Annotated in this window: 10 protein-coding genes; all 10 read left to right on the forward strand. The window is 38.3% G+C overall.

Features of this window, described 5'->3' with window-relative positions; genetic code table 11:
* The first annotated feature begins 5 nt into the window (after window positions 1–5).
* The 10 genes from HBN42_RS05300 (at window position 6) to HBN42_RS05345 (ending at window position 13,062) form a co-directional block, all read left to right on the forward strand.
* The gene (locus HBN42_RS05300; protein WP_328804288.1) at window positions 6–1,268 is read left to right on the forward strand and encodes a DNA recombination protein RmuC; all 1,263 of its coding nucleotides are present in this window, start codon (window positions 6–8) and stop codon (window positions 1,266–1,268) included.
* Entirely contained in the window at window positions 1,258–2,196 is a 939-nt protein-coding gene (locus tag HBN42_RS05305) for a 3'-5' exoribonuclease YhaM family protein (RefSeq protein WP_165994025.1), read from the forward strand. Before HBN42_RS05300 ends, HBN42_RS05305 begins: the two co-directional genes overlap by 11 nt.
* 124 nt (window positions 2,197–2,320) lie before the next feature.
* On the forward strand, window positions 2,321–3,133 hold the full coding sequence (gene purR / locus HBN42_RS05310) for a pur operon repressor (protein WP_165994026.1): 813 nt from the start codon (window positions 2,321–2,323) through the stop codon (window positions 3,131–3,133).
* Window positions 3,134–3,158: 25 nt separating this feature from the next.
* Window positions 3,159–5,897 carry an SEC10/PgrA surface exclusion domain-containing protein gene (locus tag HBN42_RS05315; protein WP_165994027.1) on the forward strand — a complete coding sequence of 913 codons (2,739 nt, stop codon included), beginning with the start codon at window positions 3,159–3,161 and terminating at the stop codon, window positions 5,895–5,897.
* Between the two features lie 189 nt (window positions 5,898–6,086).
* Window positions 6,087–6,500, forward strand: a complete 414-nt coding sequence (gene rpsL / locus HBN42_RS05320) for a 30S ribosomal protein S12 (protein ID WP_003085715.1) — start codon at window positions 6,087–6,089, stop codon at window positions 6,498–6,500.
* Window positions 6,501–6,520: 20 nt separating this feature from the next.
* Window positions 6,521–6,991: a 30S ribosomal protein S7 gene (rpsG, locus tag HBN42_RS05325; protein ID WP_165994028.1), complete on the forward strand. Its 471-nt coding sequence runs from the start codon at window positions 6,521–6,523 to the stop codon at window positions 6,989–6,991.
* Between the two features lie 319 nt (window positions 6,992–7,310).
* On the forward strand, window positions 7,311–9,389 hold the full coding sequence (gene fusA, locus HBN42_RS05330; protein WP_165994029.1) for an elongation factor G: 2,079 nt from the start codon (window positions 7,311–7,313) through the stop codon (window positions 9,387–9,389).
* A gap of 293 nt (window positions 9,390–9,682) precedes the next feature.
* Window positions 9,683–10,693: a type I glyceraldehyde-3-phosphate dehydrogenase gene (gene gap / locus HBN42_RS05335; RefSeq protein WP_165994030.1), complete on the forward strand. Its 1,011-nt coding sequence runs from the start codon at window positions 9,683–9,685 to the stop codon at window positions 10,691–10,693.
* A gap of 155 nt (window positions 10,694–10,848) precedes the next feature.
* Entirely contained in the window at window positions 10,849–11,703 is an 855-nt protein-coding gene (locus HBN42_RS05340; RefSeq protein ID WP_165994031.1) for a 5'-nucleotidase, lipoprotein e(P4) family, read from the forward strand.
* Window positions 11,704–11,865: 162 nt separating this feature from the next.
* Window positions 11,866–13,062, forward strand: coding sequence for a phosphoglycerate kinase (locus tag HBN42_RS05345; RefSeq protein ID WP_165994032.1), 1,197 nt, complete (start codon window positions 11,866–11,868; stop codon window positions 13,060–13,062).
* Window positions 13,063–13,424 lie beyond the last annotated feature (362 nt).

Raw genomic sequence — 13,424 nt, forward strand, 5'->3', positions numbered from 1 at the left:
AAGTTATCCTATTGATTATAGTTCTTTTAGTTTTGGTCTTACTAGGGCTAACCTATTATAAGTTGCAAGGCTTAGAAAATCAATTACATAAAACCTTAGAAGGTCATGCAGATAATTTGTCTGATCAATTGAGCTATCAGCTAGAGACATTCAGTAAGAATCAGGTGATTGAGATCAGTAGCTTGATGAATCGCCAACAAAGTGATCTCTACCAACAGCTTAATGATCTAAAGACTGTTTTACATCAAAATCTTACTGAAAATAGAGACCGTTCGGACCAACGTTTGGAACAGATCAATCAAAACCTCACCCTTTCTGTAAAATCAATGCAAGAATCCAATGAGAAGCGGCTAGAGGAAATGCGACAAACTGTTGAAGAAAAGTTAGAAGCAACCCTAAAAAATCGTCTGCAAGTCTCCTTTGAAACAGTCTCTAAACAGTTAGAGAGTGTTAATCAGGGGCTGGGTGAGATGCGTACCGTAGCAAAAGATGTAGGAACCTTAAATAAGGTCTTGTCCAACACTAAGACCAGGGGAATTATGGGTGAGCTACAATTGGGACAAATCATCGAGGATATATTAACAGTACAGCAGTATGAAAAAGAAATTCCTACCATAAAGGATTCTAGAGAACGTGTTGAATATGCCGTCAAACTTCCTGGTAGTGGTCAGGGGGATTACATCTATTTACCAATTGATTCCAAGTTTCCACTTGAAGATTACTATCGTTTGGAAGATGCCTATGAAACAGCTGATAAGGCTCAGATAGAGATTTCTAGACGTGCCCTATTATCAGCCATCAAAAAATTTGCCAAAGATATCAATCGAAAATATGTCAAAGCTCCTCAAACTACAAACTTTGGCATCATGTTTTTACCAACTGAGGGTCTCTACTCAGAAGTTGTCAGAAATGCTGCCTTTTTTGATGCTCTACGCCGAGAAGATAACATCGTAGTTGCTGGTCCCTCAACCTTATCTGCTCTGCTGAATTCCTTATCAGTTGGCTTTAAAACCTTAAATATTCAAAAGAATGCTGACGCTATCAGTAAGATATTGGGCAATGTCAAAGTAGAATTTGAAAAATTTGGTAGCTTACTCATCAAAGCTCAAAAACAAATCAATACAGCAAACACCACCTTAGATCAATTAATCTCAACACGTACAAATGCCATTGTTAAGGCACTCTCAGTTGTTGAAACCTATCAGGATAAGGATACCAAAGCTCTGCTTAATATACCAATTTTAGAAGAGGAAGAAAATGAAAATTAATCAAATGAAGAAAGATCAACTTTTTGAAGGTTTCTATTTAATCAAGTCAGCAGAAGTTCGAAAAACAAGGGCTGGTAAAGATTACATTTCCTTCACCTTCCAAGATGATACGGGAGAAATTTCTGGCAACCTATGGGATGCTCAAACCTACAATGTTGAGGAATTTACTGCTGGGAAAATCGTTCATATGAAGGGACGCCGAGAAGTTTATAATGGCACCCCTCAAGTCAACCAGATTACCTTAAGAAATACCCGTGACGGTGAACCTAAGGATCCCAAAGATTTCAAAGAAAAGGCTCCGGTGAGTGTTCAAGAAGTACATGATTATCTTGATCAGATGCTATTTAAAATTGAAAATGCCACCTGGCAAAGAATTGTCAGAGCCCTCTATAGGAAGTTTGATAAAGAGTTTTATACTTATCCTGCGGCCAAAACAAATCACCATGCTTTTGAATCAGGCTTAGCTTATCATACGGCAACAATGGTTAGATTAGCTGATAGTATTAGTGAGATTTATGCTGAACTAGATAGAAGTTTACTTTTTGCTGGAATTATGTTACACGACTTGGCTAAGGTCATTGAATTAACAGGTCCAGATCACACAGAATACACTGTTCGTGGCAATTTAATAGGTCACATTTCTCTTCTTAATGAGGAGATTACAAAAGTTATAAATGAGTTAAATATTGATGACACAAAAGAAGAAGTTACTGTTTTAAGGCACCTTATTTTAAGCCATCATGGACAATTAGAGTATGGAAGTCCAGTTCGTCCACGCATTATGGAGGCTGAAATTTTACACATGATTGACAACATCGATGCTAGTATGATGATGATGACAACGGCCTTGAGTAGGGTTGGAGAGGGTGAAATGACCAGCAGAATTTTTGCCATGGACAACCGGTCATTCTATAAACCTAAATATTGAAATATTTCAATTAGGTTAAAAAATGTCAGAAATAAATAATGAGGCGAACGGTTTCTTTTATGAATGTTCGTCTTTTTTCTAAAAATATGGTATAATGTCGGAAAGAATATAAGATGGGGAGAATATGAAATTAAGACGTAGTGACCGTATGGTCGTCATTTCAAATTATCTGATCAACAATCCTTATAAATTGACAAGTTTAAATACATTTGCAACAAAGTATGAAGCAGCCAAATCTTCTATCTCAGAAGATATCGCTATTATCAAAAAGGCATTTGAAGAAGGAAATATCGGAGAAATTGAAACATTAACAGGTGCCAGTGGTGGGGTTATTTTCACACCAAGTATTTCCAAAGAAGAAGCAAGGTCCATCATTAAGGACTTATGCATGCGACTTTCAGAGAACAACCGTATTCTTCCTGGGGGATACATCTATTTAACCGACTTATTGAGTACACCTAAAATTTTACAAAATATTGGTCGTATCATTGCTAATGCCTTCAAAGGACAAAAAATTGATGCCGTTATGACAGTCGCAACTAAAGGAGTTCCTTTGGCCAATGCAGTTGCCAATATTTTAAACGTGCCCTTTGTAATTGTTCGACGCGATTTAAAGATTACAGAAGGCTCAACAGTGTCAGTCAACTATGCTAGCGCATCTAGTGATCGGATTGAGAAAATGTTCCTCTCAAAGCGTAGTTTACGACCTAACAGTAGAGTTCTCATTGTTGATGACTTTTTAAAGGGTGGTGGGACCATCACCGGTATGATTAGCCTATTGGCAGAGTTCGATAGTACCTTGGTTGGTGTTGCTGTCTTTGCAGAAAATGCAAAAGAAGAACGCGAACATATGTCCTATAAATCTTTGTTGAAGGTTTCTGAAATTGATGTCAAAAACAATAGAGTAGTTGTTGAAGAAGGAAATATTTTCGATTGAAAATTGGGAAAATTAAGGGAGAGTCATGGAATTAGAAAACAATAAATCAAACCACGTTAAAACAACGATTGCCTTGACATCAACATTGGCATTGTTGGGAGCAGGTGTCGGTACCAGCCAGCAAGTTAAGGCTGATGAAGTAACCAGTAATGATAGCAGAGCTAAGGTGACAAGTGATGAATCTGTCAAAATGCCTTCAACAGCTGAAGGAGCAAATGCCGCTCTAGCTGCAAGTCAACACATACTTGAAACACAAAAAGCAGAATTGCAAACTGTTACTGGTAATATTGATAAAACCAAGGAAGTTATTACTGCAACTGAAGCTCAAGCAGAAAAAGATGAGGCAGCAGTTGCTAATGCTAAGAAAGTTTTAGCAGACGTTTCAGCTGTTTCACAAAAAGAATTTACAGATGCAGTTGCTAAAAACAAAGAAAATTTGGCAAGTACAAATGCTAAATTAGTACAGGCACAAGCTGATCAAGCAGCAGCTCAAAAAGCCCTTGCAAATCAAGAAGCTATTGTCACAGCTGCTAATAATGAAGCCAAAAAATTAGCTGAACAAGCACTTGCTGCTGATAAAAAATTATCAGGTGTTAAAGCGGTTATTAATCAACCAGATCTTGTTTCTTCAAAGGCTAAAGAGGCTAAAAACAATCTTAAAACAACTTCAGTTGCTTTAGTGAAAGCAGAAGGAGAATTGGCTAAGGCAAGAGAAAACAGCAAAGTTCAATTAACAAAAGAATTGACAAGCCATCAGACTGCTTTAAAGACTAAGCAAGCCGAATTAGCTAAATTGCAATCATCAAGCAAGGTAGCTGTTAATGTTGTTGGTCAAAATGTGATGAAGGCTCCAGCTGGCTATCCAATAAACGAAATTAAAAAACTTATTTCAAGTAGCTATATTGGTAGCCCGACTTACATGAGTACTTTCAATTCATTGCGAAATGTTATTATTCAAAAGTCACAACAAGGCGCAATGATGAACCGTTACGTGGATATTGCCAAGGATTTAAACCGCTTTGTTAATCCTGACAAATTAACACCAGAAGTACAGCATGAATTAGCTGTTTTTGCTTCTGAAATGATTAATTCAGTCCGCCGTCAATTTGGTTTATCATCAGTAATTGTCACTGAAGGCTCTCAAGAATTTGCTCGTATCTTAACAACTGCCTATAAATCAACTCACGGGAATAGCCGTCCTTTCTTTAATTATGGTCAACCAGGGGTTGCTGGACATTACGGCATTGGACCACACGACAAAACAATTATAGAAAACTCAGCTAAAAAAGTTGGTTTGATTCCTAATGATGACAATATGTATGAAGATCTTGGATTCTTCAACGATGTTCACACTGTTAATGGTATCAAACGTAGCATTTTCAATAGCTTACGCTACATGTTCTTTACTGATTATGAAGATGGGAACATTCTTGGACACACTGTTAACCTCTTGCGTTCAGATAAAAGAAATCCTAAAGCATCTATCTATCTTGGTTTTTCTACAAGTACAGTTGGTGGCTTAAATACTCACTTTGTACTCTTCCCAGAAACTAATATTGCTAACCATAGCCGATTCAGTAAGAAATTGGTAAGTGCTCCTACAAGTGCAGCTAATAATAGTACACAAATCAATTCGCTTAAAAATAGCATTTCAACAATCAACACTAAGATTAGCTCTTTGAAGACTAGACTTGCTCATTTATCTTCAGAATCTGGGGTTGTTTCTGCACAAAATAAAGTGAAGAGCTTGCAAGGTCAAGTTCAGCATGCTATGAATGAATCTGCAAAATATGAAGCACAGTTGAAGAAATTATCACTTTCTAAACCTAAACTTCAAAAAGAATTATCAGAAGCACAAGCACAAGCTGATGTGATCAAAGCTAAATTGGATGCCTCTTTGGCACACTTATCAAGTTCAAAAGTGACATTGCGCAATTTACAGAAGAAGTTAACAGTATCCACTTCAAAAGTGTCAACCTTGGTAAACAAAAAGAAAGAACTTGAAAAACTTATCAACCTCAAGTTGGATCCAAATGGTAAACGAATGGCTGAGGCTAAGCTCAAAACAACTAAGCACAACTTAGCAACTGTTAATGCAAAACTAAATGAACACAGAGCTACTTTGATTAAGTTGATGGATAAGAAAGCAGACCTAGTAGCTTCTATGAAAGTAACCAATCAACAAATTACTCTGCTTAAAAATAGTGTCAAAGCTTTTGCAGCCGCAAGCAAGAAATCAGCACCTTCTGAAAAACCAATGCCTAGAGCACTTAGAGTTTCAGATAGAGAGCCTGCTGGACTAATTGCGCCAGCTGCAAATCATTCTAATTTAGAATCAACACATTTTGCTTCACCTGCTACTTCAGTAAAATCTGAAGTTAAAAATCCTATGGCTTTAACAACTATAGAACCTAAAAGTCTTAAGGCAGCTAAAGCTCCTAAGGAGTTAGCCAGTAAACTGGAAGCAAAAACAAATGAAGTTCTCCTTAACTCGGCTAACCTGATTACAGGCACTTCAACAGCCCTAGCTAAGCAACTAGCAACAGTTGCTCCACAAGTTATGACTGGCCAAGGAGTTCTCTCTAAAGTTGTTTCCGAAGTTAGCAAGTCAAATGGCTCTACTCAGTATGGTGCTGGCTCAACTACAGCTGGTAACATTAGTACTGTCCATGACGAAAGCACAAAACGTGCTGTCAGAGCAGGAGTTGTTATGCTAGCAGCGGTTGGCTTGACTGGCTACAAGCTAAAAAAGGATAGCGAATAATTAATAATCGGTCTAAAAATTGATTGACATAAAGTGCCGTCTATGTTACTATAGTAGACGGTACTTTTTACTTTTGGTCTCTCAAAAGTGTACAGAGACGTGCTGACAATAGTTGCAAAAAGTACACCCGGATATAGGCTGTCACCAAGTGCTATATCAACCAAAAATAAAAAATACAGGAGAATGTAGATGCCTACAATTAACCAGTTGGTACGTAAACCACGTAAATCTAAAATTGAAAAATCAGATTCACCAGCATTGAACATTGGTTACAACAGTCATAAAAAAGTTCACACTAAAATGTCTGCACCACAAAAACGTGGAGTTGCAACTCGTGTTGGAACAATGACACCTAAAAAACCTAACTCAGCCCTTCGTAAATTCGCTCGTGTACGTTTGAGCAACCTTATTGAAGTAACTGCTTATATCCCAGGTATCGGACATAACTTACAAGAACACAGTGTTGTTCTTATTCGTGGTGGACGTGTAAAAGACCTTCCAGGGGTACGTTACCATATCGTTCGTGGAGCACTTGATACTGCAGGTGTTGCTGACCGTAAACAAGGCCGTTCTAAATACGGTGCTAAACGTCCAAAAGGATAATAGAAGGGGGATAAGAACAAATGAGTCGTAAAAATCAAGCGCCTAAGCGCGAAGTATTACCAGATCCATTATATAACTCAAAAATCGTAACACGTCTTATCAACCGTGTTATGCTTGATGGTAAACGTGGAACTGCTGCAACTATTGTCTATGGAGCTTTCGAAGCTATTAAAGAAGCAACTGGAAATGATGCTTTAGAAGTATTTGAAACTGCAATGGACAACATCATGCCAGTACTTGAAGTACGTGCACGTCGTGTTGGTGGATCAAACTATCAAGTCCCAGTTGAAGTTCGTCCAGAACGTCGTACAACTTTAGGTCTACGTTGGTTGGTCAATGCATCACGTTCACGTGGTGAGCACACAATGAAAGACCGTCTTGCAAAAGAAATCATGGATGCTGCTAACAACACAGGTGCATCAGTTAAAAAACGTGAAGACACTCACAAAATGGCTGAAGCTAACCGTGCATTCGCACACTTCCGTTGGTAAGATAAGGTGTCAGAGCCCTAAACAAGTTCTAGACAAAATAGGAAAATTGATAATGAAGCTCAGGCTTCTGGGAAATTTTATCTTTCTGTCAAAAACTAGTGGCTCAAAGGCAATTATTTAAGACACAAAGGCCAATAGAAACCTTAGCCTGTGGTCAAGTAGATAGTCTTTGAAGAAGCTATCTAACTATTAAATAATCAAAAGATAATTATTATCACCGACAAATAGATATAGCATTAACGGGTAGGTCCTGCCTATCCGTTTTTTATAAATAGTGCTATAATAAACATATTAAATAAAAAATAGGAGAAAAAACCTAATGGCACGCGAATTTTCACTAGCAAAAACACGTAATATCGGTATCATGGCTCACGTCGATGCCGGTAAAACAACAACAACAGAGCGTATCCTTTACTATACTGGTAGAATCCATAAGATTGGCGAAACACACGAAGGTGCTTCTCAAATGGACTGGATGGAACAAGAACAAGAACGTGGTATCACTATCACATCAGCTGCAACAACAGCTCAATGGGATGGTCACCGTGTTAACATCATCGACACACCAGGTCACGTAGACTTCACAATTGAAGTACAACGTTCACTTCGTGTCCTTGACGGTGCGGTTACCGTATTGGATGCCCAATCAGGTGTAGAACCTCAAACAGAAACTGTTTGGCGTCAAGCAACTGAATATAAAGTGCCACGTATCGTTTTTGCTAATAAAATGGATAAAATCGGTGCAGACTTCCTTTACTCAGTAAGTACACTGCACGAACGTCTTCAAGCAAATGCACACCCAATTCAATTACCAATCGGTTCAGAAGATGACTTCCGTGGAATTATTGACTTGATCAAAATGAAAGCTGAAATCTATACTAACGACCTTGGTACAGATATCCTTGAAGAAGATATTCCAGAAGAATACTTAGAACAAGCACAAGAATACCGTGAAAAATTAGTAGAAGCAGTTGCTGAAACTGATGAAGAATTGATGATGAAATACCTAGAAGGTGAAGAAATCACAAATGAAGAATTAGTTGCTGCTATCCGTCAAGCAACAATCAACGTTGAATTCTTCCCAGTACTTTGTGGTTCAGCCTTCAAAAACAAGGGTGTACAAATGATGCTTGATGCGGTTATTGACTACTTGCCAAGCCCACTTGATATCCCTGCAATCAAAGGTATCAACCCTGACACAGATGAAGAAGAAACTCGTCCTGCATCTGATGAAGAGCCATTTGCTGCTCTTGCCTTCAAGATCATGACTGACCCATTCGTAGGTCGTTTAACATTCTTCCGTGTTTACTCAGGTGTTCTTCAAAGTGGTTCATACGTTGTCAACACCTCAAAAGACAAACGCGAACGTATCGGACGTATTCTTCAAATGCACGCCAACACTCGTAAAGAAATTGAAACAGTTTACGCTGGTGATATTGCTGCCGCTGTTGGTTTGAAAAATACAACAACTGGTGACTCTCTAACTGATGAAAAAGCAAAAGTTATCCTTGAATCAATTGATGTTCCAGAACCAGTTATCCAATTAATGGTTGAACCAAAATCAAAAGCTGACCAGGATAAAATGGGTATTGCTCTTCAAAAACTTGCTGAAGAAGATCCAACATTCCGCGTTGAAACTAACGTTGAAACTGGTGAAACAGTTATCGCTGGTATGGGTGAGCTTCACTTAGACGTCCTTGTAGACCGTATGCGTCGTGAATTCAAGGTTGAAGCTAACGTTGGTGCGCCTCAAGTATCTTACCGTGAAACATTCCGCGCTTCTACACAAGCACGTGGATTCTTCAAACGCCAATCAGGTGGTAAGGGTCAGTTTGGTGATGTTTGGATTGAATTCACACCAAATGAAGAAGGTAAAGGATTCGAATTCGAAAACGCTATCGTTGGTGGTGTGGTTCCTCGTGAATTTATCCCAGCTGTTGAAAAAGGACTTATTGAGTCAATGTCAAACGGTGTGCTTGCAGGCTACCCAATTGTTGATGTGAAAGCTAAACTTTACGATGGATCATACCACGATGTCGATTCATCAGAAACAGCCTTTAAGATCGCTGCATCACTTGCCCTTAAAGAAGCAGCTAAAACTGCACAACCTGCTATCCTTGAACCAATGATGCTTGTTACTATTACAGCACCAGAAGACAACCTAGGTGATGTTATGGGACACGTTACAGCTCGTCGTGGACGTGTTGATGGTATGGAAGCACGTGGAAATGTACAAGTCGTTCGCGCCTATGTACCACTTGCTGAAATGTTTGGATACGCAACAATTCTTCGTTCTGCAACTCAAGGACGTGGTACTTTCATGATGGTATTTGACCACTATGAAGACGTTCCTAAGTCTGTTCAAGAAGAAATCATCAAAAAAAATCACGGTGAATAAAAACCGAAAAAAGAGATTAGAAATTTGTTTCTAGTCTCTTTTTGCTAGGAAAACTTGTGAAAATGCATGATATATAACAGTGTAAATGCTTCCAAAAAAACTGTATAGCCTGTTATAGACACCTTCTTGGAAGCTTGAAAAGGCTGATATTGTTTGCAATTTTTAGAGAATCGTTATATAATAGTTCTGTTGAGGGGTTCTTACAGCTGTCTGTAAGTTAATCTTTTCACAATAGCTAGGGAGAAATCCCTTTAATAATAATTCTTTTGATTTTCATAAGGAGGAAATCACTAATGGTAGTTAAAGTTGGTATTAACGGTTTCGGTCGTATCGGTCGTCTTGCATTTCGTCGTATTCAAAACGTTGAAGGTGTTGAAGTAACTCGTATCAATGACCTTACAGACCCTAACATGCTTGCACATTTATTGAAATATGATACTACACAAGGTCGTTTCGACGGTACTGTAGAAGTTAAAGATGGTGGATTTGAAGTTAACGGAAACTTCATCAAAGTTTCTGCTGAACGTGATCCAGAAAACATTGACTGGGCAACTGATGGCGTTGAAATCGTTCTTGAAGCAACTGGTTTCTTTGCTAAAAAAGAAGCAGCTGAAAAACACCTACATGCTAACGGTGCTAAAAAAGTTGTTATCACAGCTCCTGGTGGAAATGACGTTAAAACAGTTGTATTTAACACAAACCATGACATCCTTGATGGATCTGAAACAGTTATCTCAGGTGCTTCATGTACTACAAACTGTTTAGCTCCTATGGCTAAAGCTCTTCATGATTCATTCGGTATCCAAAAAGGTTTGATGACTACAATCCATGCTTACACTGGTGACCAAATGGTTCTTGACGGACCACACCGTGGTGGTGACCTTCGTCGTGCTCGTGCTGCTGCAGCAAACATTGTACCAAACTCAACTGGTGCTGCTAAAGCTATCGGACTTGTTATCCCAGAACTTAACGGTAAACTTGACGGTGCTGCACAACGTGTTCCTGTTCCAACTGGATCAGTAACTGAATTGGTAGTTACACTTGATAAAAACGTTTCTGTAGACGAAGTTAACGCTGCTATGAAAGCTGCTGCAAACGAAAGCTACGGATACACTGAAGATCCAATCGTTTCTTCAGATATCGTTGGTATTTCATACGGTTCATTGTTTGATGCAACTCAAACAAAAGTTATGGAAGTTGACGGATCACAATTAGTTAAAGTTGTTTCATGGTATGACAACGAAATGTCTTACACTGCACAACTTGTTCGTACACTTGAGTACTTTGCAAAAATTGCTAAATAATAAATAGAAAGTCTAGTTTATCTAGGCTTTTTTCTTGTTTCAAACTCTAACTAAAAAAAGATAAAAATTAAAAATGACTATTTTATTAAAATATATTGACTTCTAAAGCTAATTTCATTAAAATATGGTTGAAAAATAAAACGGAGGTCATTATTATGCGAAGACACAAATCACTGAACCTTATTTCACTCCTACTTTCCTTATTGATACTGACGGCATGTCAACCTGCGGTACCAAAGGAAGGAAAAGGACAAAATAAGGATCCTAAAACTGCTCAAGTGACTTACACTAGTGAACAAGCTAGGTCTAATGAAAATACCATGTCTGTTTTATGGTATCAACAGGCTGATGAAGCAAAAGCACTGTATTTGCAAGGCTATCAATTGGCCACTGAACGTTTAGAAAATATTTTGAAAACGCCTAGTGAAAAGCCATACGCTATCGTATTAGATATTGATGAAACAGTTTTAGATAATAGCCCTTACCAGGCCCAATGTGTTAAAGATGGAACAGGTTTTACCCCAGAAAGTTGGGATAACTGGGTGCAAATGAAAGCAGCTAAGGCAGTACCAGGGGCTAAAGAATTTTTACAGTTTGCTGATCGCAATAAGGTGGAAATCTATTATGTATCTGACCGAAGTACTAAGCAAGTTGATGCCACAAAAGAAAACTTAAAGGCTGAAGGTCTTCCAGTTCAAGCTGATGATCGCTTCCTCTTTTTAGAGAAGAACATGTCCTCAAAAGAAGGTCGCCGCCAAAAAGTCCAAGAAAAATCAAATCTTGTTCTCCTTTTTGGTGATAATCTGCTTGACTTTGCTGACTTCTCAAAGACTTCTCAAGACGATCGAACAGCAATGCTAGAAAAGGTTAAAAAAGAATTTGGGAACAAGTTTATTATCTTCCCAAATCCTATGTACGGATCTTGGGAAAGCGCTATCTATAAGGGCAAACATTTAGATGCTAAACATCAAAGTCAAGAACGCCACAAGGCTCTAAGAGGCATTAAATAAGACAAAAGGGACGACGATTGAAACTTTCAAAAAATTTTCAACGAAAAGCCCCCTTTTCTCTGCAATTTGTGAAATAAATAATTTAATCCTTTCATATTTTTAAATATTCCCGGAAAATATGGTATAATATAGTCTATAAAATATATTAAGGAGTCTATTCAAATGGCTAAAATGACAGTTAAAGACATCGACTTAAAAGGCAAAAAAGTTTTGGTACGTGTTGACTTTAATGTACCTTTAAAAAATGGAGTTATCACAAATGATAACCGTATTTCTGCAGCACTTCCAACCATTAAATATATCATTGAAAACGGTGGCCGTGCTATTTTATTCTCACACCTTGGACGTGTTAAAGAAGAAGCTGATAAAGAAGGCAAATCCCTAAAACCAGTTGCACAAAATCTTTCAGAAAAACTTGGTCAAGAAGTTCTTTTCCCAGGAGCTACTCGTGGTTCAGAATTGGAAGCAGCTATCAATGCCCTTGAAGATGGACAAGTTCTTCTTGTTGAAAACACTCGTTTTGAAGACGTAGATGGCAAAAAAGAATCTAAAAATGATCCTGAACTTGGTAAATACTGGGCTTCACTTGGAGATGGTATCTTTGTAAATGATGCCTTTGGAACAGCTCACCGTGCACACGCATCAAACGTTGGTATCTCTGCTAATGTTGATAAAGCAGTAGCTGGATTCCTTCTTGAAAACGAAATTGCCTACATTAAAGAAGCCGTTGAAAGTCCAGAACGTCCATTTGTAGCGATCTTGGGTGGCTCAAAAGTTTCTGACAAAATTGGAGTTATCGAAAACCTTCTTGAAAAAGCTGATAAAGTTCTTATCGGTGGTGGAATGACTTACACATTCTACAAAGCTCAAGGTATCGAAATCGGAAACTCCCTTGTTGAAGAAGACAAACTTGATATTGCAAAAGAACTTCTTGAAAAATCAAATGGTAAATTAATCTTACCAGTGGATTCTAAAGAAGCTAATGCCTTTGCAGACTATACTGAAGTCCGTGATACAGAAGGAGAAGCAGTATCAGAAGGCTTCTTAGGACTTGATATCGGACCTAAATCAATTGCTGAATTTGACAAAGCACTTGAAGGTGCAAAAACAGTTGTTTGGAATGGCCCAATGGGAGTCTTTGAAAACCCTGATTTCCAAGCTGGAACAATTGGTGTTATGGACTCAATCGTTAAACAACCAGGCGTTAAATCAATCATCGGTGGTGGTGATTCAGCCGCTGCAGCCATCAACCTAGGCCGTGCAGACAAATTCTCATGGATCTCAACAGGTGGCGGCGCATCAATGGAATTATTGGAAGGTAAAGAATTACCAGGCTTAGCTGCCTTAACAGAAAAATAAGATTCCACCTGTTGAAAGTCTCTGCAAAATCCTGATTTTGTAGAAAAAGGAACAAAACTGGAATGTTAGAAGTGGAATGTTAGAAAAAGGTTACTTTTGTGACCTTTTTTGTAATGGAAGTATTTGTGACGCGGTGGCGGCGCATCAATGGAATTATTGGAAGGTAAAGAATTACCAGGCTTAGCTGCCTTAACAGAAAAATAAGATTCCACCTGTTGAAAGTCTCTGCAAAATCCTGATTTTGTAGAAAAAGGAACAAAACTGGAATGTTAGAAGTGGAATGTTAGAAAAAGGTTACTTTTGTGACCTTTTTTGTAATGGAAGTATTTGTGACGCGGTGGCGGCGCATCAATGGAATTATT

It is taken from the genome of Streptococcus catagoni (assembly GCF_011421425.1).
Classification (GTDB): Bacteria; Bacillota; Bacilli; order Lactobacillales; family Streptococcaceae; genus Streptococcus; species Streptococcus catagoni.

What these genes read in the sequence shown, in the direction of transcription:
- rpsG (WP_165994028.1), top strand. Translation starts at nt 6,521, where the DNA reads ATGAGTCGTAAAAATCAAGCGCCTAAGCGCGAAGTATTACCAGATCCA.
- purR (WP_165994026.1), top strand. Translation starts at nt 2,321, where the DNA reads ATGAAATTAAGACGTAGTGACCGTATGGTCGTCATTTCAAATTATCTG.
- HBN42_RS05345 (WP_165994032.1), top strand. Translation starts at nt 11,866, where the DNA reads ATGGCTAAAATGACAGTTAAAGACATCGACTTAAAAGGCAAAAAAGTT.
- rpsL (WP_003085715.1), top strand. Translation starts at nt 6,087, where the DNA reads ATGCCTACAATTAACCAGTTGGTACGTAAACCACGTAAATCTAAAATT.
- HBN42_RS05340 (WP_165994031.1), top strand. Translation starts at nt 10,849, where the DNA reads ATGCGAAGACACAAATCACTGAACCTTATTTCACTCCTACTTTCCTTA.
- HBN42_RS05315 (WP_165994027.1), top strand. Translation starts at nt 3,159, where the DNA reads ATGGAATTAGAAAACAATAAATCAAACCACGTTAAAACAACGATTGCC.
- gap (WP_165994030.1), top strand. Translation starts at nt 9,683, where the DNA reads ATGGTAGTTAAAGTTGGTATTAACGGTTTCGGTCGTATCGGTCGTCTT.
- fusA (WP_165994029.1), top strand. Translation starts at nt 7,311, where the DNA reads ATGGCACGCGAATTTTCACTAGCAAAAACACGTAATATCGGTATCATG.
- HBN42_RS05305 (WP_165994025.1), top strand. Translation starts at nt 1,258, where the DNA reads ATGAAAATTAATCAAATGAAGAAAGATCAACTTTTTGAAGGTTTCTAT.